At 71.7% G+C, this 22,098-nt stretch carries 26 protein-coding genes; 16 read left to right on the top strand and 10 right to left on the bottom strand.

Features of this window, described 5'->3' with window-relative positions:
- The first annotated feature begins 36 nt into the window (after positions 1-36).
- Both ACIRJP_RS05355 and ACIRJP_RS05350 read left to right on the top strand, forming a co-directional pair.
- Positions 37-504 (top strand): hypothetical protein, encoded by a 468-nt coding sequence (locus tag ACIRJP_RS05355; protein WP_404168360.1) that lies wholly within the window; start codon positions 37-39, stop codon positions 502-504.
- A 65-nt stretch (positions 505-569) separates the two neighbouring features.
- Positions 570-2,015, top strand: coding sequence for an SMI1/KNR4 family protein (locus tag ACIRJP_RS05350; RefSeq protein ID WP_404168358.1), 1,446 nt, complete (start codon positions 570-572; stop codon positions 2,013-2,015).
- 45 nt (positions 2,016-2,060) lie between these two features.
- Here the strand turns inward: ACIRJP_RS05350 and ACIRJP_RS05345 are convergent, their stop codons facing one another.
- From ACIRJP_RS05345 to ACIRJP_RS05330, 4 genes are all read right to left on the bottom strand, one after another.
- Entirely contained in the window at positions 2,061-2,441 is a 381-nt protein-coding gene (locus ACIRJP_RS05345) for a DUF6193 family natural product biosynthesis protein (protein ID WP_404168356.1), read from the bottom strand.
- A 233-nt stretch (positions 2,442-2,674) separates the two neighbouring features.
- A complete protein-coding gene (locus ACIRJP_RS05340; protein WP_266727286.1) occupies positions 2,675-2,830 on the bottom strand; it encodes a hypothetical protein in 156 nt (51 codons plus the stop codon).
- A 234-nt stretch (positions 2,831-3,064) separates the two neighbouring features.
- Positions 3,065-4,708: an amidohydrolase gene (locus tag ACIRJP_RS05335; RefSeq protein WP_404168354.1), complete on the bottom strand. Its 1,644-nt coding sequence runs from the start codon at positions 4,706-4,708 to the stop codon at positions 3,065-3,067.
- Positions 4,709-4,795: 87 nt separating this feature from the next.
- Entirely contained in the window at positions 4,796-6,355 is a 1,560-nt protein-coding gene (locus ACIRJP_RS05330) for an APC family permease (RefSeq protein ID WP_404168352.1), read from the bottom strand.
- A 212-nt stretch (positions 6,356-6,567) separates the two neighbouring features.
- Between ACIRJP_RS05330 and ACIRJP_RS05325 the strand changes: the two genes are divergently transcribed.
- Positions 6,568-7,290 (top strand): TetR/AcrR family transcriptional regulator, encoded by a 723-nt coding sequence (locus tag ACIRJP_RS05325; protein WP_404168350.1) that lies wholly within the window; start codon positions 6,568-6,570, stop codon positions 7,288-7,290.
- Positions 7,291-7,547: 257 nt separating this feature from the next.
- Here the strand turns inward: ACIRJP_RS05325 and ACIRJP_RS05320 are convergent, their stop codons facing one another.
- The 4 genes from ACIRJP_RS05320 to ACIRJP_RS05305 form a co-directional block, all read right to left on the bottom strand.
- A complete protein-coding gene (locus tag ACIRJP_RS05320; protein ID WP_404168348.1) occupies positions 7,548-7,733 on the bottom strand; it encodes a hypothetical protein in 186 nt (61 codons plus the stop codon).
- Between the two features lie 18 nt (positions 7,734-7,751).
- On the bottom strand, positions 7,752-8,549 hold the full coding sequence (locus ACIRJP_RS05315; protein WP_404168346.1) for an Acg family FMN-binding oxidoreductase: 798 nt from the start codon (positions 8,547-8,549) through the stop codon (positions 7,752-7,754).
- A gap of 132 nt (positions 8,550-8,681) precedes the next feature.
- Positions 8,682-9,734 carry a polyprenyl synthetase family protein gene (locus ACIRJP_RS05310; protein WP_404168344.1) on the bottom strand — a complete coding sequence of 351 codons (1,053 nt, stop codon included), beginning with the start codon at positions 9,732-9,734 and terminating at the stop codon, positions 8,682-8,684.
- The gene (locus ACIRJP_RS05305; RefSeq protein WP_404168342.1) at positions 9,731-10,792 is read right to left on the bottom strand and encodes a tetratricopeptide repeat protein; all 1,062 of its coding nucleotides are present in this window, start codon (positions 10,790-10,792) and stop codon (positions 9,731-9,733) included. The genes ACIRJP_RS05310 and ACIRJP_RS05305 overlap by 4 nt, the downstream gene beginning before the upstream one ends.
- Positions 10,793-10,997: 205 nt before the next feature.
- Here ACIRJP_RS05305 and ACIRJP_RS05300 point away from each other — a divergent pair, with 205 nt between their 5' ends.
- From ACIRJP_RS05300 to ACIRJP_RS05290, 3 genes are all read left to right on the top strand, one after another.
- Complete coding sequence (locus ACIRJP_RS05300; protein ID WP_404168340.1) at positions 10,998-11,690, top strand: hypothetical protein; 693 nt, start codon at positions 10,998-11,000, stop codon at positions 11,688-11,690.
- 36 nt (positions 11,691-11,726) lie between these two features.
- The gene (locus tag ACIRJP_RS05295) at positions 11,727-12,185 is read left to right on the top strand and encodes a hypothetical protein (protein WP_404168338.1); all 459 of its coding nucleotides are present in this window, start codon (positions 11,727-11,729) and stop codon (positions 12,183-12,185) included.
- A 72-nt stretch (positions 12,186-12,257) separates the two neighbouring features.
- On the top strand, positions 12,258-12,449 hold the full coding sequence (locus ACIRJP_RS05290) for a DUF6381 family protein (RefSeq protein ID WP_404168336.1): 192 nt from the start codon (positions 12,258-12,260) through the stop codon (positions 12,447-12,449).
- Between the two features lie 351 nt (positions 12,450-12,800).
- Here ACIRJP_RS05290 and ACIRJP_RS05285 read toward each other — a convergent pair whose 3' ends face one another.
- Positions 12,801-13,742: an aminoglycoside phosphotransferase family protein gene (locus ACIRJP_RS05285; RefSeq protein ID WP_404168334.1), complete on the bottom strand. Its 942-nt coding sequence runs from the start codon at positions 13,740-13,742 to the stop codon at positions 12,801-12,803.
- A gap of 164 nt (positions 13,743-13,906) precedes the next feature.
- Here ACIRJP_RS05285 and ACIRJP_RS05280 point away from each other — a divergent pair, with 164 nt between their 5' ends.
- From ACIRJP_RS05280 to ACIRJP_RS05265, 4 genes are all read left to right on the top strand, one after another.
- The gene (locus ACIRJP_RS05280) at positions 13,907-14,416 is read left to right on the top strand and encodes a DUF664 domain-containing protein (protein WP_404168332.1); all 510 of its coding nucleotides are present in this window, start codon (positions 13,907-13,909) and stop codon (positions 14,414-14,416) included.
- Between the two features lie 75 nt (positions 14,417-14,491).
- Positions 14,492-14,959: an NUDIX hydrolase gene (locus ACIRJP_RS05275; RefSeq protein ID WP_404168330.1), complete on the top strand. Its 468-nt coding sequence runs from the start codon at positions 14,492-14,494 to the stop codon at positions 14,957-14,959.
- Between the two features lie 73 nt (positions 14,960-15,032).
- On the top strand, positions 15,033-16,043 hold the full coding sequence (locus ACIRJP_RS05270) for a phosphotransferase (RefSeq protein ID WP_404168328.1): 1,011 nt from the start codon (positions 15,033-15,035) through the stop codon (positions 16,041-16,043).
- Between the two features lie 62 nt (positions 16,044-16,105).
- Entirely contained in the window at positions 16,106-17,140 is a 1,035-nt protein-coding gene (locus ACIRJP_RS05265; protein ID WP_404168326.1) for a hypothetical protein, read from the top strand.
- Between the two features lie 2 nt (positions 17,141-17,142).
- Here ACIRJP_RS05265 and ACIRJP_RS05260 read toward each other — a convergent pair whose 3' ends face one another.
- Positions 17,143-17,709, bottom strand: a complete 567-nt coding sequence (locus tag ACIRJP_RS05260; protein WP_404168324.1) for a DUF4291 domain-containing protein — start codon at positions 17,707-17,709, stop codon at positions 17,143-17,145.
- A 536-nt stretch (positions 17,710-18,245) separates the two neighbouring features.
- Here ACIRJP_RS05260 and ACIRJP_RS05255 point away from each other — a divergent pair.
- The 6 genes from ACIRJP_RS05255 (at position 18,246) to ACIRJP_RS05230 (ending at position 22,071) form a co-directional block, all read left to right on the top strand.
- A complete protein-coding gene (locus ACIRJP_RS05255; protein WP_404168322.1) occupies positions 18,246-18,860 on the top strand; it encodes a hypothetical protein in 615 nt (204 codons plus the stop codon).
- A gap of 45 nt (positions 18,861-18,905) precedes the next feature.
- Positions 18,906-19,553 (top strand): prolyl oligopeptidase family serine peptidase, encoded by a 648-nt coding sequence (locus tag ACIRJP_RS05250; RefSeq protein WP_404168320.1) that lies wholly within the window; start codon positions 18,906-18,908, stop codon positions 19,551-19,553.
- A gap of 64 nt (positions 19,554-19,617) precedes the next feature.
- The gene (locus ACIRJP_RS05245) at positions 19,618-20,499 is read left to right on the top strand and encodes a PucR family transcriptional regulator (RefSeq protein WP_404168318.1); all 882 of its coding nucleotides are present in this window, start codon (positions 19,618-19,620) and stop codon (positions 20,497-20,499) included.
- Between the two features lie 132 nt (positions 20,500-20,631).
- A complete protein-coding gene (locus ACIRJP_RS05240; RefSeq protein ID WP_404168316.1) occupies positions 20,632-21,075 on the top strand; it encodes a nitroreductase family deazaflavin-dependent oxidoreductase in 444 nt (147 codons plus the stop codon).
- A 28-nt stretch (positions 21,076-21,103) separates the two neighbouring features.
- Entirely contained in the window at positions 21,104-21,610 is a 507-nt protein-coding gene (locus tag ACIRJP_RS05235) for an HPP family protein (RefSeq protein WP_404168314.1), read from the top strand.
- A gap of 32 nt (positions 21,611-21,642) precedes the next feature.
- Positions 21,643-22,071: an archease gene (locus tag ACIRJP_RS05230; RefSeq protein WP_404168312.1), complete on the top strand. Its 429-nt coding sequence runs from the start codon at positions 21,643-21,645 to the stop codon at positions 22,069-22,071.
- Positions 22,072-22,098 lie beyond the last annotated feature (27 nt).

Here is a 22,098-nt window from a genome sequence, read left to right as displayed (position 1 = left end):
CGGCGCGGGTCGGCGGCTGTTCGGGAGGATGGCGGCATGAGTGACTTGGGGATCGCGCTGATCGCTGCGGGAGCAGCCATCGCGGGGAGTGTCGCTACCGGTTGGTACACCCGCAGCGCCGGACTGCGGCAGGCCGAGGCGGCGCGTCAGGCCGGTGACCGTCAGGCCGACGCGCTGCTCGAAACAGTACGGATGACTCTTCGGGAGCAGGCGGCCGTGCGCGTGCTCGACATCCGGCGCCGGACCTATGTGGCATTCCTCGGAGCGGCGGAGTCGAGAATCCGGATCGAGCGGACGGGGCGGGTGCGGGGAGACGACGACACCCTGCTGGAGACCGCACTGGGTGAAGTCGTCCTGGAGGGACCGGCCGGGGTCGCCGAGGCCGCACAGGAAGTCGTCGACCGCCTGCGCCGCCACGAGGCGCCCGACAGCATCCAGCGCGCCAAGCTCGCCTTCGTGTCCGCTGCACAGGAGGCGCTGACCACGTCACCCGGGGTTCTGTAGGCGTCGGCGCAGTTGTGCGAGGTAGGTCGAACTCCGTTGTCAGTGGCCGCGCGTAGGGTCTGCGCATGGTTGATCAGAGATCTCGCTCCTCGTTGCTGTACGACTTCGCGACGTGGACGCCCGTGCTGCGATTCCTGCGGGACGGCGGAGAGGAGCAGGCTGCCCATTCCATCCGAGTCGCGGGACGTGTCGGCCGGGGGAGCTGGAGCCTGCCCCGGCAACGACAGTCGCCCGGGTTCGGTCGGGCCTTTCTGGCCGATGGAATGCGGGACGAGATGAAGGCGGTGGAGCGGGTGCGGCGCGTACTGGCGGACACCGGTGTCGATGACGTCACGTTCACGGCGGAGATATCACCGGCCGGGAAGACCGAGCTCCGGCTCTTCGGGACGAGCCCCGCGGTGGAGCCGGGCCTCGGCAGCCCGCACCCGGGGACGCTCATCCTGGTCGAGGACGCCGTTCCCCGGCCCTGGCTCCGTCTTCCGGACCCGGCGCCCGGGGCGGTGCCGGCCCCCTCGGCGGATCCGGTGCTGCTGGAGCGGACCCTCCGTGAGCGACTGCCTGAAGCCGTCGGCGCGACGGAGACGGAGATCGCCGCCGCGGAAGCCCGACTCGGCATCACCCTGCCCGAGGAGCTCAAGGCGCTCTACCGGGTGACACGGGCACGGTGGGAGGACCGGGTCGACGACCACACAGCGGCGGAACGGGAATGCAAGGCGGTCGGCTGCGAGCTCTTCGCCCTGGAGGACCTGTACATCGCGGAGGCGTCGTCCCGCCACTGTCTCTGGAAGTTCGCGGCGATGGAGGCGGTCGTCACCCCGCCCGACGCGGCGGTGCAGGGCGTGGTCGGCTCGCCCGGCTGGATCGTCTTCGGGGACAACGGCGGCGGCGACCGGCTGGCGGTCGATCTGACACCCGGCCCGCGTGGGCACACGGGGCAGATCATCATCCTCAGCCACGAGGAGAACATCGGCGCCTGCCTGGTCGCGGACTCGCTCACCGACCTCGTGATGGGGCGGCGCAGCGGGCGACGTGCTGGTTCGGACGGAGACCGGCCCCCCGCCGTGGCCCATGTCAACATCCGGAGCCTGCCGAGCATCGAGGCCGCCGCTCACCCCGGTCTGGAGGTCCTGTCCGTCGGTGTGTGGGAGGCCGAGCCGCTCAGCCTCTCCCCGGTCATGGAGCTGCCCCGTCTGCGGACCCTGGCCGCCTACCCCGGCACGCTCGCCGACCCTCTGGAGATCGCCGGCCTCACCGCACTGGAGTTCCTGGAGCTCGGCCCGGAGGAATGGCGTGTCCTGCTCGACGCGGGAGCCGTCCCGCGCAGCCTGTCGGCCGCAGCCATCACGGTGCACGGCACCCGGGACCCGCTGCCCATTGTGGGCTTGGCCAACGAACTGCTGGCCCTTTGGGACCGGCCCCAGATCATCCAGACCGTCCTCGAAGGCGACCTCGGGTCCATGGCTCGGGGCGGGGAGGAGGCTATGGACGGTGTCTCCGGAGACCGTGAATGACGGCACTCCAAGCCTCGACGGCCTCGGGGACGACGGCCGCGGAGCTCACGAAGCGGATCCGCTCCGCTTCTTGTCCGGGGGCGCTCCGTACGTGACAGGGCCGGGACCGACGGGCAGATGGCGTACCGCGGCCGCCGCGGCCTCCGCTGCCGTCGCGGCCTCGGCCAGCGGGTCCCCGCCCATGAACCCCTTGCTGACCGTGCAGGCCTGGCCGGTATCGCCCCGGATGTCGCTCGATGCCGCCCCGTCCTGCCATCCCTGCACGGCCCGCGCGACCTGCGCCAAGTCGTCGGTGTCGCCTCGGACGAGCGTGCTGTCCTCGAACGGCTCCTCACCGCGAATCGACCACCGTTGCTCGACCGCCCACGCGCTGACGACCAGAGCCTTGCGGTACGGCAGCCCGCTCGCGGCTCGGGCATGGGACAACGGGTCGGTGGACGAGGGCGTCGCAACGACGGAGAAGCCGCCGTCTTCCGCTACGGCCTGCAGCGCCGCGGCGAGGCTGCCCGCGCCGCGACATCGGGATACAGAACGGCTGGATCAAGGTGTATGACCACAGCCGTTGATCGTGCCGCAGCGGCGGGAGGATGTTCCGCCGGGAATGCGGAACACCCCGCGCGCCGGCCCGGGGACGGCCACGGTCCGGTGCGCGGCCCGCGTCAGGTCTCCTCATCCTCCGCGCGGCGCTCACCCTCCGCCTGGGACGGCTGGGTGCGCATGGTGGCGGGGTGGCGCTCCTCGGCCGGATCCCTGTCCTCGTCCAGCCTCTCGCCCTCGGCCTGCGACGGAGTCGGGTACTCGATGTTCTCCTTCATGGCAGCCTCCGTAGTCGGGACGCCTGCCTACAGATCGAGCGTATCGCGTCCGTCCGGTCGACGGCCGGCCGGATACGGGTGGTCAGCGCGGCCGGCGAGCGGGTGCGGCAAGGCGGCGGCGCATTGGTGGACGGTCGCACCACCCACCGCGACGCCGGGCTGTGACGGGGCGAGGAGCGAGGCGGCACCGGACAGCCTTGCTCCTCGACCCTCACACCTGCCCCGCCGCGCCGGTCACTCCCCGGCAGCGGCGCCGAAGACCTGCTGCCCGCCGACATAGGTGGCCTCGACGTGCAGCGAGGCCAGTTCGGCCGGATCCACGGAGTGGGGGTCGCGGTCGAGCACGATCAGGTCCGCGAGATGGCCCGCCCGCAGAACGCCGGTGTCGTCGAGCTGGTTGACGTATGCGGAGCCCGATGTGTACGCGCGCAGGGCAGCCGTCAGGTCGAGCCGCTGGTGGGGGAGGAACGGCGGCATGTCGCCGCCGGGAACGATCCGGTTGACCGCCACGTGGATGCCCTTCAGGGGATCGGCGGAGCTGACGGGCCAGTCGCTTCCGGCGGCCAGCGGGGCACCGGCGCCGTGCAGGTCGCCGAAGGGGTACTGCCATGCCGCGAGCTCGTCGCCGAGGAACGGGGTGGTGAGCTCGTCCAGCTGCGGCTCGTGCGCCGCCCACAGCGGCTGGAGGTTGGCGACCGCCGCCAGCCGTGCGAAGCGCCCTACGTCGTCCGGGTGGACGACCTGGAGGTGGGCCAGGTGGTGGCGGTTGCCGCGCGGCCCGTTGGTCTTCCGCGCCGCCTCGACCGCGTCGAGCGCCTCGCGGACGGCCCGGTCGCCCAGCGCGTGGAAGTGGACCTGGAAGTCCAGGGCGTCGAGTTCGGTCACGTACCCCCGCAGCGCCTCCGGGTCGACGAAGCTGAGGCCGGAATTGGCGGTGGCGCAGCCGCAGGCGTCCTTGTACGGGGCGGTCATGGCCGCGGTGTGGTTCTCGGCGATGCCGTCCTGCATGATCTTGACGGTGTCGGCGCGGAAGCGGCCCGTACGCAAGGTCCTGCGGCGTTCGACGAGGTGCGGGATCTGCTCGGCGCCGGCGTCCCGGTCCCACCACAGGGAGCCGTTGACCCGGGCGGTGAGCAGGCCGCGTCCGGCCGCCGTGACATAGGCGGCCGAGACGTCGGGGTGTCCGCCGTACTCGCCGAGCAGGGCGTCCTGCCAGGCGGTGATGCCGTACGAGTGCAGCAGCCGCTGGGCCCGCAGCAGCCCGTCGACCAGGTCCCGGACGGTGGGCCGGGGCGCGGCGCGGCCGACGAGTTCGACGGCTCCCTCCTGCAGCATGCCCGACGGTGTGCCGTCGGCCTCGCGCTCGACGCGTCCGTCGGCGGGGTCGGCGGTCGAGGCGGTCACCCCGGCCAGCTCCAGGGCCCGGGTGTTGGCCCAGGCGCCGTGGTGGTCCCGGTTGACCAGCAGTACGGGCCGGTCGGGCACGATCTCGTCGAGCATCTGTCTGGTCGGCAGGCCGCCGGGGAAGCTCTCCATCGACCAGCCGCCGCCGGTGATCCAGGGCCGTTCGGGGTGGGCGGCGGCGTAGTCCGCGATCCGGTGGCGGTACTCGGCCGGGTCCGTCGTTCCTGTCAGGTCGCAGGTTCCCAGCTCCAGGCCGCCGAACACGGCGTGGACGTGGGCGTCCTGGAAGCCAGGCAGCAACGCCCGCCCCGCCAGGTCGACGACCCGGGTGCCCGGACCGATCAGTTCGCGTACCTCATCGCCGCCGACCGCGGTGATCCGCTCACCGGTCACCGCCAGGGCGGTGGCGCCGGTGTGCGCGGGGTCCATGGTGATCACGGAGCCTGAGGTGAAGACGAGATCTGCGTGGCTCATCGGGGGTACTCCTCGTGGTGCTGGTTCATGGGGCCGTTCCGTGCAGTGGGACGGGTCAGGGGGCCGGCTCGTCACAGGGCCGGCCTGTCACGCGGTCGGTGCGGTGTCGCGCTCGGCGGGCACGGGCGGCTTCGAAGGGCGGGGCGCGGACGGACGGTCTCGGTGGAAGTACGGTGCGCGCCGCCCGTACTTGGCCCACAGGGCGGCCGGTACTCCGGTGACGAGGATGACCACCGGCACCAGAGTCAGGAAGCGGCCGTTGTCGGCGGCGAACGCGAAATGCTCGGAGGACGTCCACAGGCTGTAGACCATGTAGCAGCCGAGCCCGAGCAGCGCGAGCCCGCACACGAGCGGCACCAGCACCGTGACCACCAGCATGCGCGGGTCCCGCCGGGCGTCCGGGGCAAAAGTGATCGCGCAGGCCAGGGCGGCGAAGGCGTAGTAGAGGGAGATCAGGATGCCGACGGAGGTGACGGATCCGACGATGATGTCCTGCAAGCTGCCCAGACCGGCCGACAGCAGGGCCAGCACCGCCGACAGCGCGGCGATCCGCAGGGTCGACAGATGCGGGGTACGGCGGCGGGTGTGCACCGCGGCCCAGCCTGCGCCGAGCACGCCGTCCCGGCTCATCGCGAGTGTCTGGCGTGCGGAGCCGATCAGTACGGACTGTACGCAGGCGATGATGGAGCACAGCAGGACGACGGTGGTCACCGCCCGGCCGACGTCCCCGGCCGCCATTTGGCCGATGTAGGGCAGACCGCGCTCCCCGTTGGCGACGAGTTCCTCGGGAGTCAGGGCGCGCTGGAAGGCCACGGCCGCGAGCAGGAACAGCCCCGCCACCGCCGCGAGCGACCACATGCCGGCCCGTGCCGAGGTGCGTGCGTCGGCGTTCTCCTCCGTCACCGAGAACGCGGTCTCCCAGCCCCAGTACATGAACACCGCGAGCAGGATGCCCATCGCCATCACCGAGGGCGAGGAGAAGACCGTCGGTGAGAACCAGCTGAGGTCGAAGTCGGCCGCGCGACCGGCGACGACGGCCCACATGCAGACGGCGAGGAGCACCATGAACTCCAGGCTGATCAGCATGAGTTGGAAGCGCGCGGCGACATCGACACCGAGGATCGCCAACGCGGTGAGTCCGACGGTGAGGACCAGGCCGAACGCTATCGATGCCAACGCGGGGGCATCGGCCAGGCTCACCCCCGCCACCCGGTGCAGTCCCATCGAGTCGGCCGCGAGCAGTGTGTACTGCCCCATCAGCGGGATGGCGTAGGACAGGAACAGCACCTGGGTGACGACGGTGACCCAGCCGATCATGTACCCGGGCATCGGCCCGACCGCCTTGCCCACCCACACGTAGGCCGTGCCGCAGTTGGCCTCGCGCTGGTTCAGCTTGGTGTAGGCCAGGGCGATGCCCAGGATCGGCAGCAGCCCCAGCAGGAAGGCCGCCGGGATCCCCACGCCCACCGAGGCGCCGATGATGCCCAGGCCGACGCCGATGCTGAAGGTCGGGCTGATGTTGGACAGGGAGAGCACGACCCCGTCCAGCACTCCGAGAACCTTTGGCAGCTCGGCGGGGGCTTGCGGCGGGGTCCCCGAGGCCATGGTGCCGGAGACCGGTGAGGAAGGGGGCGGGTGACCGGGCATGGGCTTCTCCTTGACCTCTGAACGGGGCGGTGCGATGGGCCGTGCCATGGCGCGCTGTCCCGCGGCGTGGTGCGGGTGGCGGCAGCGTGGCAGGGAGGCGACACCAAAGTCAACGGTGATGACAACGTGGTTGACTCCGAATGGGCGAGGGTATGACGTGCGAGGGCGCGGCTGACGGCACAATGGGGCCGACCGGAGCGAGGGAGTGCGCAGTGGAGTCACGTACGGGAAAGCGGGCCGCGGCGGCGAAGGCGGCGACAGGGAAGCGTACCGACACCGGCCGCCCTCGGCCTTCGCTCAGTCCCCGGCTGATCGTCGAGGCGTGCCTCGAACTTATGGACACCGAAGGTGCCGACGCCCTGACGTTCCGCCGGATCGGCGCCCAGCTGGGCGCCGACCCCACGGCGCTCTACCGGCACTTCCGAAAAAAGGACGATCTGCTGCTGGCGGTGGCGGACCATCTGCTGGAGGCGAGCATCGAAGGGTTTGAGCCCTCCGACGACTGGCGGCAGACACTGCGCAGACTGTTCATCCGCATGCACAAGGTCTATCTCTCGCACCCGCGCGCCGCCGTGCTCGCCACGGTACGCGTCACACGGCGCCCGGCCGAGATGCGGGTCATCGAGATTACGCTCACCGCGCTGTCCGACGCGGGATTCCCGCCCGAACAGGCGGTGCGCCACTACCGGGCGCTGGTGGACTTCCTGCTGGCCTGGTCGTGCATGGACGCCACCTACTCCACGCTCGACGCGCACACCCGCCGCGGCGACGAGTCCGCCTGGTCCGGCGAGTACGCGGCGGTCCCCGCCACCACCCACCCCCATATCGCGGCGGCGGCCCCCTACTTGGCCTCGGTGGACGACGACGCCAACTTCCGTTTCGCCCTGGACCTGATGCTGGACGCGATCGCCGCCCGCGCCCCGGCGAGCGGCTGAAGGGCCGGGCGTCGCGAGCCGGACGGCACGACCAACCGGCGCGCCGCAGACCGATGCGGCCGATGGCGCACGTCCCGCGGGACCTGGTGCTGTCGGGGCGCTGGCCGACGTGGGCCAGGCGGAGCGTGTTGGTCCCCGACCCGCAGGGGTGGCGACCCGGGCCAGGAACCGCTCCCCGCCGGACCGCAGATTCATCTCCCACAGGCTCGTGGCCCCGGTCTCGCGCTGCCCGAGCACGATGCGGTCGGCATCGACCGTCAGGGCTCGGTCTCCAGCACCTCGGCCACGGGGCGGCGAGGCGTGCGCGGCCCCTCGGGCCCGTACCCCAGGCGCACGATCATCTGCGGGTGCCCCGTGCCGAGGGCCGGGTCGCGCAGCAGGCGCCGGAGTTCCGGCCATTCCAGGGGCTGCGTGGCGAACGAAGCGACGAGCCCGTGCACCACGGCGGTGAGCAGTACGCGCTACAGGGCCTGACCGGCACGCAGCCAGTCGGCCGGGCGGTCGCGCACGGTACGGAGCAGGGCGAGCTGCGGCCTGCTCTCGAACAGGGCGCGCGCCCGCCCCGGAACGACATCTGTGCCCGCGAAGTCCCGGTGGACTGCTCTGCCCGATATGTCGGTGGGGCCGAAGGCGTAGTCCGGGATGCCGTCGACCGGTGCCTGCGCCTCTGTGTCCCGGGTCCAGTAGCGCTGCTCCGCCTCCCTCGCCGGGTCGCTCAGGCCGAACCCCTCGGCTTCCCGGATCAGCACGAGCACAGCTTCCAGGTGTTCCGGCGGCAGGAAGGCGAAGTCGGCCCCCTCGACGAGGGCCGCGTCGACGAGGCGCGTGCGGACGTCGTCGGGGACGACCCGGTCGGCGAACGGAGCGCGGCTGGTGTGACGGTTCCGGATCGCGGGATGCAGGGCGGCGAGGGCCGCATCCGCCGGCTCCCCGGGTACGCCGGAGCACTCGGCCAGGCGGACGGTTGCCGCGACGGCCGGATCGGCGGGAACCGGAAGCAGCGTGGTCACCGCGTCGAGGCCCCGGTGCGACGCCGAGACCCGGAGATTCAGCAGCGCCGCACCGCACCCCACATGAACGGCGCGTGTGGACGGGTCGGCCTCAGGCATCTCCCGGCCGAACTCCGCCCGGAGCGTGGGCGTCCGCGTGGCCTGCCGGTACCGGAACCGCCAGGGCTGGGCGTTGTGCATCGACGGGGCGGCGGTGGCATCGGCGACCAGTTCCCGCAGCGTCGTGTCGTCGAGCGGCTGTGCAGGCATGCGACACCTCCGGAGTCAGCACCGTCCGCTCCGGCCGGCGCCGCACCCTCGGCCTCGTCTTCCACGACGCCGAGTGAACGACCGTCCGGGAGGCACGAACCCTGCGTCAGGAGCCGGTGACCCGGGCCCGGGTCACCGCGTGCGGTCGATGAGGTACGGGAAGAGCGCGAGGATCTCGCCCAGCGCGGCCGGAGCGAGCGGAACGGCCTCCAGAACACGGCGGGCGATGTCCAGCTGCTGATGGGCTTCGGCCAGCGTGGCGGTGCGTCCGCCGGCCTCCTCGACGAGCTCGGCCGCCCGCCGGGCGTCGGAGTCGTCGAGCGGGTTTCCGGTGCCCAGCAGCAGGGCGAGCCGACGGGCGGCGGGGTGGTCCGTCGCCAGCGCCGACAAGACGGGGTACGTCTTCTTCAGCCGGCGCAGATCGCTGTGCACGGGCTTGCCCGTGACCTCGGGATCTCCCCATGCCCCCAGAAGATCGTCCACTGCCTGGAACGCCACCCCGAGATGCCGGCCCGCCCGGGAGAGTGCGTCGACGGTCGCGTCCGGGGCACCCGCCAGCACGGCGCCCAGACCGGCCGCGCAGCCGAGCAGTGCCCCCGTCTTGTTCTCGGCCATCCACCGGTACTCGTGCGGCCGCACCGCCTCGGGACCCTGCCAGGGCCGGGACTCGAAGAGCAGGTCGTCGGCCTGGCCGCGCACCAGCTCGGTCAGTGTCCCGGCAAGGTGCCGGACCGCCGCCGCACTGTGTCTTCCGGGTGCGTCGGCCAGGGTCTGCACCGCCAGGGCGAAGAGCGCGTCGCCCGCGAGGATCGCCGGGCCGGTTCCGTACGCCTTCCACACGGTGGCGCGCTGTCGGCGGGTCTCGTCGCCGTCCATGATGTCGTCGTGCAGGAGCGAGAAGACGTGGATCAGTTCCACGGCGACCGCTCCGACGACCGCGTCCTCGGCCGGTGCACCGGCGGCCTCGGCGCTGAGCAGCGCGAGGGCCTGGCGGACCCCCTTGCCCTGTGAGCCCGGGCCGGGGCTGCCGTCCGTCGCGGCCCACCCGAGGGAGAACACGGCCATTTCCGCGTGCCACGGATGCAGACGACGCACGGCCTGTGCGAGCGCCGGGCGCACCTGCTCACGGCAGCGGGCGAGCACCTCCGGCGGCGCGGCCTGCCGGATTGCGGGTGGTGGTGTCATCGTCGTCCGCTCTCCTCGTCCGTGCCGCCGTCGACCGGTGCCACGCCGAGCTCGGCGTACGCCTTGTCCACCATGTCCCGGGCGTTGAGCAGGCCGATCCGGCTGAGGGTGCGGCGCAGCTCGTGCAGATCCGCCGCGGTGTCGTCGCGGTCGCGGCCGAGCCGGGCCAGCGATTTGACGAGTCCGAGCCGGGCCAGCGCCTCACCCCGGGGTTCGGTCATGGCGCGGAACTCCCCGAGCGCTTCCTCGTACATCGCGCGCGCCTCCTCGTAACGCTCGGCGCGGAAGAGGACGTTGGCGCGCATCTTGTGGTTGTAGGCGAGCGCGCTGGACAAATTCATCGCACGGCAGGTGAGTTCGGCTTCCGCGAGCAGCGCAAGGGCACGCTCCGGATCGTCCCTCAAGGAGATGATGTCGGCCATGCCGCGCAGGGCCCACGCCCGGCCGCGCCGGTCGTCCGCGTTGCCGGCGAGCTCGGCCGCCTCCTCGAACATGGCCAGGGCGGTGTCGAGCGAGCCGGTGTTGCGGTGGATCTGCGCGATGCCCTCCAGGGCCCAGACGGTGTGACGCGCCTCGCCGCGCGCCCGTGCCTCGGCGAGCAACTGCTCGTGCAGCGCGGCAACGGTGCGGTAGTCCCCCTGGATCCGGCCGGTCTCTGCGAGGCCGGCGAGGGAGTAGCCGCGGGCGACTATGTCCCCGCCGCGCTTTCCCATGTCGGCAGCCAGCCCCAACAGCCGGAAGGCAAGCTTGAGTTCACCCCGCTGCCGGGCCAGGGTCCCGCCGCTCCAGAGAGCCCAGGCCATCGCCCCGAGGTCGCCGGCCGAGCGGGCGGACCGGTAGCTGGACTTCCAGGCCCGATCGGCTTCCTCGACGTTGCCGAGCCGGCGGTGCGCCTCGGCGACGGCGAGCCCGCACCGGGCCACCTCCTCCTGTGAACCGGACAGTTCGGCCTCCCTCAAGTGGCGTACTCCTTCTGCCAGTACGTCTGTGAGGGAGGAGTTCACCGACATCTTGGTGAGGGCGCCTTGGTACTCGGGCGCCAGTGCCTTGCTGTGCATGGGGGCCTTTCGTGCGCGGTCGGATCAGGGCAGGGGATTGCTATGCACTTGATGTATACATTCCGTGCATAGTTGCCTGGCCGGTGGACCCGCGAGGGGTCGGTCTGGGCTGTCGGACGTGGCTGCTGCTCGTGGCTTTCGTTCTGGCTGTTGCCCGTGGCGAGCCGCCTTGTTGTGGATCAAGACGACGGTCGTGCCTCCGAGGTTGCTCCGCGTTCAACAGAAGTCGACGTCGCCGCTACGGCGAGTCGCCTACTACACCACTCTGGAGAGCGGCACCCGCCCCTACGCGGGCTTCCAGCCGAAGCCCGTGGACGCGAACGGGAACCGTGTGCTCCAAGCGATCTTCAGCTCCTTCGACGCCGATGCCACGACGACGGGCGACCACTGCACCTACGGCGCCGATGGCGGTGCCGGAGTGAGCTGCGCGGTCCGGTTCCGCTACACACCGGGGACGATGTACTCCCTGGTTCTCAAGCGGGCCGGTGTGAGTGGTGCGACGCAGCTGATGACCGGGGACGTCGTCGAGACCGCGGTTGGGACGCCGGTGGCGCACATCGGCAGTCTCGGGCTGCCGTCCGCCTCGGGCCGGTTCAAGAATGCCGATCAGGGGTTCATCGAGCCGTACCTCTCCGCGGGCTGCGGCCAGCGGATCACGGTGACGTACGGCAGGCCGGTCGGCACCGAGGCGGGCGCCGCCCATACGGGCAGCCTACCCACCGTCACCGATCCGTCCTCCCGGAGCTGCCTGAGCACCGCCTCGCAGACCACGAGTCACGGTCACGGGCAACGCGGCGGCAGCGGCGGCGGAGCCCGCAGCCGACCGAATCAATTGAATCCGGAACCACGCCCGGCCCGGCACCCTTCTTGTGAAGCGCCACCGGCGCCCACTGGCTAAGCTCGACGAGGGGCCCGGAACGGGACGGAGGCTCCCATGACGACTCTCGAACCACGCGATGTCCCCCCTCGCCTCGCCACTGGCGCGTTCATCCTGAACTCCGGCCTGGGCAAGCTGAAGGCCGACGCGGAGACGGCCGAGGGCCTGCATGGCATGGCCTGTGTCGCCTATCCCTTCCTGAAGAAGATCGAGCCGGAGAGGTTCACCCGGCTGCTCGCCTGGTCGGAGATCGCGGTCGGCGGAACGCTGCTCGCCCCTTTTGTGCCGACCAGGCTGGCCGGGCTGGCGCTGACAGGGTTCTCCGGGGGGCTGGTCGGTCTGTACCTGCGGGTCCCCGGCCTGCGGGAGTCCGGAAGCCTGCGCCCCACCCAGAACGGCATCCCGATGGCCAAGGACTTCTGGATGCTGGGCATCGGCCTCGGTTTCCTGGGCGCCTGCAGGCGCCGGCCGCACACGGCCGCGTCCGGATGCCCATGGCATCGGTCCCGTGGCTGACACACACCGGCCGGGAACCGTACGGACGACTGGCGGCTCCGTGTCGGGGGCCAGCACATCCAAGGAGTGATCATGAGTGAGTCGGACGAGCTCCGCAATCGCGTACAGCAGCTGCGAGCCAAGGCGAAGGGCCTGGAGGCCGAAGCCGAGCGCGCCACCGATCCCGAGGAGCGCCGGCGCCTGAAGGAGAAGGCCCGCAGGATCGAATCGGAGAGCGAGCAGGTCAGCGGAATGGCGAGTGGGGACATCTACCCCATGAAGTGATCTGGGCGGTGACCTGCCCTTCGCAGATCCTTCCATGGACGGTTTCGATGAACAGCGGCGGATCCACCGGGTTGCCGAGACATCTCCACGGCCGTGTCACAGCCTGGTTGCGGCACGGCCCTGGAGACGGCCGCTGCGGTCGGTGGCGGAGACCGGAGAGGACGTCGCGGCCGAGGTGCGGATCAGCCGACGCCGACAGGCGAGTTGACCGACGGGGCAGTCGTCTCCACCGCCGTGCTGGGCGGAGCACAGCCCGGTGCGGCCCACTTCTCCCTGCACAGCCGGCGGCGACTCTGGAGATCCAGCCGGTGACGCCCACTCTCCCCGATCAGATCGCAGCGGGCCGGGCGCTCACCCCGCCGTAGGCCGTGGCCGGGCCAACAGGGCATCGGCGATGGCGGTCTGGGCCGGATCCAGGGCCCTCTCGCCGTCCTCGATGTCCCACAGCGCGTTCTGCAGGACACGCCCCAGCGTCCAGCCGGTCGCCCGCTGCCGGTCCAGGCCCAGCACCTCGGTCAGCAGGTCGAAGCGGCGGAGCACCGCGCGGGGCACGTCTCTCGTCGCCACGATGTCGTCCCAGCGGTTGTGCAGCGCCGGCAGCAGGTCGAAGCCGGGGTCGCCGGCCAGCGGTTCCGGATCGATGGCCAGCCAGGGTTCCCGCTGCCCGGCGAGGACGTTGTCGTAGTGCAGGTCCCAGTGCAGCAGGCGGTCGCCCGGTTCGCCGACGAGTTCGGCCACCGCCGACGCGCAGGTACGCACCAGCCGCCGTTCGGCCGGGTCGTGCAGCATCGGCAGGCTGCGAGGCACCTCTTCGAGCATGGCCGCCGCGATGTCGGCCAGCCGCCGGAAGCCCGCAGGCGCGTCCACCACGACCAGACGTGCCAGCAGTTCGGCGAGGATCTGCACGGCGGCCGCCTCGTCGGCCACCGCCGACAGCGGCCGTGCGCTGTCCAGCCGTTCGAGCAGCATGGTGCCGGTGTCCGGGTCGTGGTCGAGCAGGTGCACCACTCCGTTGCCGTTCCACGCCCGCAGGCCCGGCGCCGCGTCGATGTTGTCCTCGGTGGCCTCCTGGAGCTTCAGCACCGCGCGCGTGCCGTCCGCGCGGGTCACCGGCAGTACCAGAGAGGCCATGCCGTGTGCCGAGGGGCCGTCCAGCCGCAGGCTCCAGCGGTCCAGGAAGTCGTCGGCCAGCCCGGGGAGCGCGGCGAGCCAGGTGCGGGCGGACGCACCGCCGTTCTTGCTGTAGGACGCGGCGAACGCGCCGGGGACGTCGATGGGCAGGGCAGTACTCATGTGTCGCTCCTTCGTCGGGTCCGGAACCGGTCGGGTACGAGGGAGGCGGCGGTGGTGCCCGGTCTGCGGGCAGGCGTCAAAGCATGCTGCCACCCTACGCGGACGACGGGGCCCGGCGCGTGTCGATAACGGGGGAGCGGGCACGCAGCGGTGAGGGTGAGGGCATGAACAGTGCTGACCTTTTGACCGACGCGTTCACCCGCGTCCGGGAGACGGTGCACTCGGCGGTCGAGGGCCTTTCGAGCGCCGACCTCCATGCCCGTCTCGACGACGGAGCGAACTCCATCGGCTGGCTCGTATGGCATCTCACCCGGATCCAGGACGACCACGTCTCGGACGCGGCCGGAGTCGAGCAGGTCTGGTTCTCCGAGGACTGGGCCTCCCGCTTCGATCTGCCCTTCGCGAAGGAGGCCACCGGGTACGGACACAGCAGCGCGGACGTCGCGGCCGTGCGGGTGGGCTCGGCGGAGCTGCTGCTCGGTTATCACGACGCCGTCCACGAACAGACCCTCGGTTTCGTGAGCGGGCTCGACGACAAGGCCCTGGACCGCATCGTCGACGAGGCGTGGTCCCCGCCGGTGAGTCTCGGGGTGCGTCTGATCAGCGTCATCTCGGACGATCTGCAACACGCGGGTCAGGCCGCATTCGTCCGGGGAACGCTGGAGCTCCGGTAGGCGGAGAGCCGGCGGGCGCCCTCTCCAGGCCCCGCCGCATGATCGATGGATTGACCGCACGGCTCGGTCGGAGCCGTGGACCCCGATGACCGGAGGGCACACGTGGGAAGTGACGTACGTTCACGAATATCGGCGTATGCGATCGCTGTCGTGGAGCATCAGCTGCTGCTGACCCAGCTCTCGGACAGCTCACCTGTTTTCACGCCCGGACTGTGGCACCTGCCGGGCGGGGGCATCGATCCAGGTGAGCAGCCGCGTCAGGCGCTGGCACGCGAACTGTACGAGGAGACCGGCCTCGGACTCCTGGACGCCCAACTGGTGGACGCCCGCTCGTACAGCGCGCACCGGCTCGGCGTGAACTGGCACCTGGTGGGGCTCTTCTACCGGGTCGACCTCGAACCGGGACCGCTCGCGGTCACCAGGACCGACGACTCCACCTCGGCGGTCAGCTGGAAGCCCCTGTCGGGCTTGGAGGAGTCACTGCTCTCCCCGGCGGCGATCGACGGTCTGGCGATGATCGACACGCAAGGGACGCGGCAGTAGGCCGGTTGTCCGCCGCGCACCACCGCCGGAAAACCGGATGAGGGCCGGGCCGGGCCGGTGGTGGGATGGTGCGATGCGAAGCGATTCGGCGGTGGCGGTGGACCGAGGGCGGTACCCGGACGCGGTGACGCCCTGGGAGCGGGAGGACTGGCGGGCGGACGCCCTCGGCTGGGCGGAGCGCGGGCTCGCCGCGCACGGGCTGCGCGAAACCGGCCCACGGAAGGTGAGACTGCGGCCGTGGTCCGTGCTGGTACGGATGTCCGTCGCGGGCGGCGAAGCCGTGTGGTTCAAGGCCAACCCGCCCGCCAGCGCCTTCGAGGCGGGGCTGACCGAGGCGCTGGCCCGCTGGGTGCCCGGGTACGTACTGCGGCCGCTCGCCGTCGACGCGGACCGGGGCCGGTCACTGCTGCCGGACGGCGGCACTCTCTTCCGCGACGCTCTCGACTCGGCGGCGGACCGTACCGCAGTCGATCCGAGGGCCTGGGAGGAACCGCTGCGGCAGTACGCCGCGATGCAGCGCGCCCTCGTTCCGTACACCGACGAGCTCGAACGGCTCGGGGTCCCTGGCGCACGCACACCCGGCCTCCCGGCGGCCTTCGACCGGATCGTGGCCGGGAACACCGCACTGGAGCCCGCCGACCGCCGGGCCCTGGGCGAGCTGCGGCCCCGGCTCGTCGAGTGGTGCGAGGAGCTCGCGGGAGTGGGTATCGCGGACACGCTCGACCACGCCGACCTGCACGACGGCCAGCTCTTCACGCCGGAGCCGGGCCGTTTCACGTTCTTCGACTGGGGCGACGCGGCCGTCGCCCACCCCTTCTGCAGCTTCCTCGTCCCCGCCCTCGCGGCCCGCGAGCGGTTCGGGCCCGAGGCGCTGCCGCGGCTGCGCGACGCCTACCTGGAACAGTGGACGGGCCACGGCCGTACCCCGGCCGAGCTGCGGCGAGCGCTGAGCCTGACCTGGCGGCTCGGGGCGATCGGACGGGCCCGCTCCTGGGGACGGATCTTCCCCGGCGCGTCCGGCGGGGGCGGCGACGCGCAAGGCGCGCGCTGGCTGCTCGAACTCCTCACCGACCCACCGCTGTAGGGGCGTTCGGCGGGACGGGGGCCGGTGGACCGGGCCGGGGCAGTGGCAACTACGCTGCTCCGATGCCTCGTTCGACGCCGCCTCGCCCGGTGGACATCACCCAGGAGTTCCCGGAACTTGCCCCTCTGGCACGTACGGCGGTCCGGCTGCACCCGCGCCCGGGGGAGCCGGCCGTCTCGGACAGCTCCGTCGGAGGACCGTTGCTGTGGCCACGGGACGAACCCTGGCCCACCTGCCCGGAGCACGCGGGCCCGTGGCACCTCGGCTATGTACCCGACGAGGTGCGGGACAGCCGCCGTGTCCTGACCGCGGGCTGGGCACGGGCGGAGGGAAACAGCCTGACCCTCACCCCGCAGGAGCGCGAAGTGGTGGACCGGGTCGGCTGCACCGGCCGGCGCATCCCGCAGGACGGGCCGGTTCCCCTGCTGGCGGTCGCCCAGCTGTACGCACGAGACCTCCCGGGCGCAGAGGGCGCCGAGGGCACGGTGAGAGGCGGCCTCTGGCCGGGCCCGCAGGCGGCCGATCTGCTCCAGGTGCTGTGGTGTCCCTTCGACCACGACGAGGACTGCCTGCCGCGGGTGCGGCTGGTGTGGCGGCTGGCCGCGGAGGTCGGTACGCCGCTGTCCACGCCTCCCGGGCCGTCGGTGATCGGGGACGACAACTACCTGCCCGCTCCCTGCGTCCTGCACCCCGAACAGGTAACCGAGTACCCGGCACCGCACGAACTGACCGAGGAACTCGCCGGACGCGTCAGGGACTGGGAGGAGCCGCGCGACCACCTGTACCAGGACGCCCTGTCCGTGGCGCCCGGATGGAAGCTCGGCGGCTGGGGCAACTGGAGCTTCAGCGATCCGTGGCCCATGGAGTGCCCGGACTGCGCAGGGCCCGTCCGCCCGCTCCTGACCGTCGACAGCGGCGAATGGGACAACGAGCGGCATTGGTGTCCTGTCGAGGACGAAGCCGCGGCCGCAGCCCCCGGAGTGGTCCACCCGCAGCCGCAGGAACCCACCCAGATCACCATCGGGCGCGGCTACACCATGCAGGTCTACTCCTGCGAGCGGTCCTTCGGACACACCCCGCTCCAAGTGATGCAGTAGCCCTACGAGTCGATGCCGAGGCGCTTCGCCACGGCCGGAGGCACCGGGCAGATCCGCTCTGGCGGGAGCAGCCGCTGGGCCTGCGCGCTCCGGCCGCCCTGCCTGAGCGCCGCGATCTTCTGGACCCTGGGCGTGATGTCGCCGATGTCGACGACCCACTCCTCGGCGAACGTACGGATAAGACCGCGTCCCACCCCGACCTGGATGCTGTAGTGATTGAGCGCGGCTCCCCGCAGCGAGCGCTCGGGATCCCACTGGACGTGCACGGGAGCCTGGGAGACAGCTGACGGATCGGCTGTCGTCAGCACCGCCTGCGAGAGCGCCTCCTCCCAGCCGGCCCGGGTGATCCGTACCGCGAGAATCCGCTCCTGGCCCGGCTTCTGCGCCCAATTGCTGCGGTGCATGAGCCAGCGGAACGACGGCTTGATCCAGGTCATCCGGTTGAACGAGAAGGGCGGGACGAACCTGTTCGCCCGCAGGGCCGGCCCGGCGACCGCCGGTGAGTACGCCTGATAGACGACGATCGTCCGGGCGTCGTAGTCGGCCCGTATCTGGTGCTGCGCAGTCATGCGCCAGACGTTTTCACGTGGTGGATATCCGCCGCGATCGGTTTTCCCGCCGCCGGAACTCCTCCGTCCGCGATCAGCGGGTCCTTGCGTCCGTCTTCGGTGCGGCGCACCGTCGGGGGCCTCGCTTTTTGTGCGGCGCGACCAGTCGGAGCCGGTACGGCGCTGCCTACTGTTCCTTCACTCGGCGGCGGAGTGCTGCTCCTTCGGAGGTGGACCATGGCCGGCACCGCAGGCACGGAGACCAGGAACAGAAGGGCCCGCGGGACCAGGTACGTCACCGCTGTGGCCGAGGCCGACAAGGCGGCCCGGACGGTCACCGTCACCACCACGAAGCCCGCACCGTTCATCGTGCAGATGGCCCGGCTGCTGCCGCTGCTGTGCGAGGAGAGCCTGGTGAAGCCTGCTGGTGCCGGAAGGCACGGTGACCGGACTGGTGGGCGGGTCCGGGTCGGGGAAGTCGACCCTCGGCAAGGCCGTCGTGGGGCTGGCTCCGGCACGGCACCCGGCTCGCCTACCCGGCGCAGACCACCCCGGACGTGGCCGTCTTCGGCCCCTCGGCCGCCCATGTCGTCGGGGTCGGGGAGAACGCGTCCGAGCCCCGCAGGGTCGGGCCCGCCGACGGTCTGGCCGGTCCGGTGGGCTGGTTTCCCGACGGGTCCGCGCTGCTCGTCGTCGGCCGTGCCTCGTTCGGTGTCGGCCACTCGGAGCTGCTGCGCCAGCCGCTGGACGGCTCCGCGCCGGTGTCGCTCAGTGCCGCCCTGGACCGCAACGTCATGGGCGGCGGCCCCGGATACCCGGGCGCGCTCCCGCAGTTCCACGGCGACGACATCGTCTTCTGCGCCCGCGACCGGGGCGCGACACGGCTGTACCGGGTGGGCGCGGACGGGATCAGCGCCTCCCCGCTGCCCGCCGGCACCGGCGTCAGCGGCTGCTCGGTCGTCAGCAAGGCGGGGCGGGCGGTGGTCGTGGTCTGCGACGCGACGCGCTTCGGCGAGGTCGTGCTGCTGGACCTGGACGCCTGGGCCGACAGGGAGCCGGACCGGCCCGGGTGGCTCACCGGCCACATGGCCCGGTCGCTGCCGGAGATCACCCTCCACCCGGTCACCGAACGCGAGTTCGGCATCTCGGACGGCAGGTCGTGCACGGCATGATCACCCGCGCCGCCGGCACACCGCCGGGCGGCCCGCTCCTGGTCGATGTGCACGGCGGCCCGCACAACGCCTGTGCCCCGCACTCCGACCCGGTCCACCTCTACCACCAGGAACTGGCCTCGCGGGGCTGGACGGTCCTCGCGCTCAACGTCCGCGCCAGCGACGGCTACGGCGAGGCGTTCTACACCGCCGCCGTGGGCGCCTGGGGGGAAGACGGACGAACAGGACGTCCTGCAGCCGGTCGCCGCCCTGGTCGAGGAGGGGCTCGTCGACCCGGAACGGATCGCCCTCACCGGCTACAGCTACGGCGGCTATCTGAGCTGCTGGCTCTCCACCCGCACCGACCGGTTCGCCGCCGTCGTCCCGGGCGGCGTCCTGGTCGACCCGAAGAGCATGGCCGGCACCTCGGAGGAGGGCCACCTGATCACCGAACACGAGATCGGCGACCCGGCACGGATGACGGAACTCTCGCCACTCAGCCACGCCGACAACGTGGCCCTCGCCGCACTGCCCGGCTTCACCCTGCCCGGCGACACGTCCGCCTCCGACCGGTACTACCGGACCGACATCACCGAGCCGTTCACACTGCGCGACGGCCATCTCGACGTTCCCCGCGGACCCGGCATCGGGACCTCCCCGATCCCCGGGCAACTGGCCGAGGTGACCGAATCGACGGAATGGATCGGCCGATGACAGGCCCCGGCCCCGCGCAGTCCGCCCCCGCCGCGGGCGATCGCCGATCAACTACCTTGTGATGATGACGGAGCAGCCACGGGCCGTGCTCGGCCGGATCCTCAACGATCTCGGGTCGACACTGATCGAAGTGGTGGCCGGGGAGGCCGACCCGGCCCGCACCGTCACCGGGGTGCTGATCCAGGACCCCCTGGACGAGCCGGCGAGGCTCGCCACCGTCCTGGAGGGCGGCACGCACGCACCGCAGGCCGCCGTCCGGCTCGGCCTTTCCGCGCAGCCCGCCTGCGTACTGGCGCTCGCGGTGACCGGCGAGCAGTACGACCCCGACCGGGTGGCTGCGGGCCACCGCGTCGCCGAGGCGCTCGCTCTGCACCTGGCCGCGATCCACCCCCGCACCGCCGCGGCCTCCCTCGGCCAAGTCACCCACGCGGTCCTGCCCACCATTTCGGACGAGCAGGGACTGCGGGTCGCAGAGGCGTTCCTCGGCCGGATCGGCGGCCGGGTGCCCGCCGTCATCGGCGTCGGCCGGCTCGCCGCCCGCCCGGTGGAGCTGCGCCGCTCGCGCGCCGACGCGGACCGCGCGCTGCGGGTCCTCGGCTCCGGCCGCACCCGGCGCAGGGCCGCCCGGCTGGCGGACGTCTACGCAGCCTCGCTGCTGGAGGAGCTGACGGACCGGATGGCAGCCGAGGACGATCTGCCCGACGGCCCCGTCATACGGCTGCCCGCCTACGATGCCGAGCACAACACGGCCCTCACCGAGACCCTGGACGCCTGGCTGAGCACCTTCGGTGACGTGGCCGCGGCCGCTGCCGCCGTACACATCCACCCCAACACCTTCCGCTACCGACTCAAGCGGCTGGCCTTGGTCGCGGACATCTATCTCGACGACCCGGAGGCGAGGTTCGAAGCGATGCTGCAACTGCGGCTGAGACCGCCGCACTCCTGAGCCGGATCACTCCATCGCCGTGCCCCACGGAGTCACCGTGACGCCGGTCGGACGGAATGGTGCGAGAGTTTCCCGGAGCAGCGGGACACACCGGCACCCGGGTGTCCGGAAGCCGACGATGGGACAGATGCCATGCCTCTGCAGGGAGAGTACGAGCCGAGCCCCGAACAGTGGGTCCGCGACCAGGTCGAGCTCTTCGAGAGCTCCGGCGGCACCGAGGGAACCACGATGCGGGGCATGCCCGTCATCATCCTCACCACCCGCGGGGCCAGGAGCGGGAAGATCCGTAAGACCCCGCTGATGCGGGTCGAGCACGACGGCACGTACGCCGTGGTCGCCTCGCAGGGCGGCGCCCCCAAGCACCCCGTCTGGTACCACAACATCGTGGCCGACCCCCGGGTGGAGCTCCAGGACGGGCCGGTCCGCCAGGACATGAACGCCCGCGAGGCCACCGGCGAGGAGAAGGCCCTGTGGTGGCGGCGCGCGGTCGAGGCGTTCCCCGACTACGCCGACTACCAGCTCAAGACCGACCGGCAGATTCCGGTCTTCGTCCTCGAACCGGCCGGACAGCGCTGACGGCGACCGGTTCGCCGAGGAGGCGATCGTGGAAGAGCAGCAGGAGATCCTGGCGCGGACGGTCGGCGCGGTGATGCGTCCCGCCGTGGTCACGGTCGATGTCGGCGAAACAGTGCTCGTGGCGTGGGAGCTGTTGCAGCGGTCGGGCTCCCGTCACCTACCTGTGGTACGTCCGGACGGTCGATGTGCCGGCTTGCTGGAGAGGGCTGATGTGGCGGTCGCGTGCGGGACCCCCGCCGTTTCGCTGTCCGACGTGCGGGTGGACGAACTCCTTCGGGGCCACGGGCCGGCGCTCGTCCGCGTGGAGCAGACCGTACGCCACGCGGCCAACCTCATGACGTACACCGAATCCGACGCCCTTCCGGTGCTGACCGAGGACGGGCGTCTCGCCGGGGTGCTGACGGCTGCCGACATCGTCTCGGCCCTCGCCGGCCACCCGGTACGGAAGGAGTCAGCGGACCGTCGGCCGCAGGCCGGCACGGTGTTGCCCGGGTTGCCGCCTCGGCGGGGCTACCGTGGCCAGGCTGCTCCCTGACCGCCGGAGGCGACGCGCAAAGGAGATGAGGCGTGGACGGAGTTGCCGCACGCGGTGGGTATCGCGGTGTTCCGCATACGGCGGACCTGCGGGTGGAGGCGTGGGCTCCCACGCGCGAGGAGTGCCTGGCGCAGGCTGTGCGGGGGGTCTGCGCGTCGTTCCTGGATCTGACAGGGGCGGTCGGTGTCCGCCGATGGGACGCCGTGGTGCGGGCGGAGCGGGATGAGGACGTGCTCGTCGCGCTGCTGGACGAGGTCGTCTACCGGCTCGACACCGAAGGAGAGGTCCCGGTCGATGTGGAACTGGCTCCGGTCGACGGCGGGATACAGGGTGTGCTGTGGATGGCCGACGCGAGGTCGCTGCCCGTGACGGGTGCCGCTCCGAAGGCCGTCACGTTGCACGGGCTGGCCATGACCGGCGGGCCGGACGGCTGGACGTGCTCGGTGACGCTCGACGTGTGACTCCCGCAGGGGACAGTGGTGCGGTCT

The organism is Streptomyces sp. NPDC102437, assembly GCF_044765565.1.
Lineage (GTDB): Bacteria > Actinomycetota > Actinomycetes > Streptomycetales > Streptomycetaceae > Streptomyces.
Note: the sequence above shows the minus strand (reverse complement) of the source record. Positions and strands in the feature narration are given on the sequence as shown.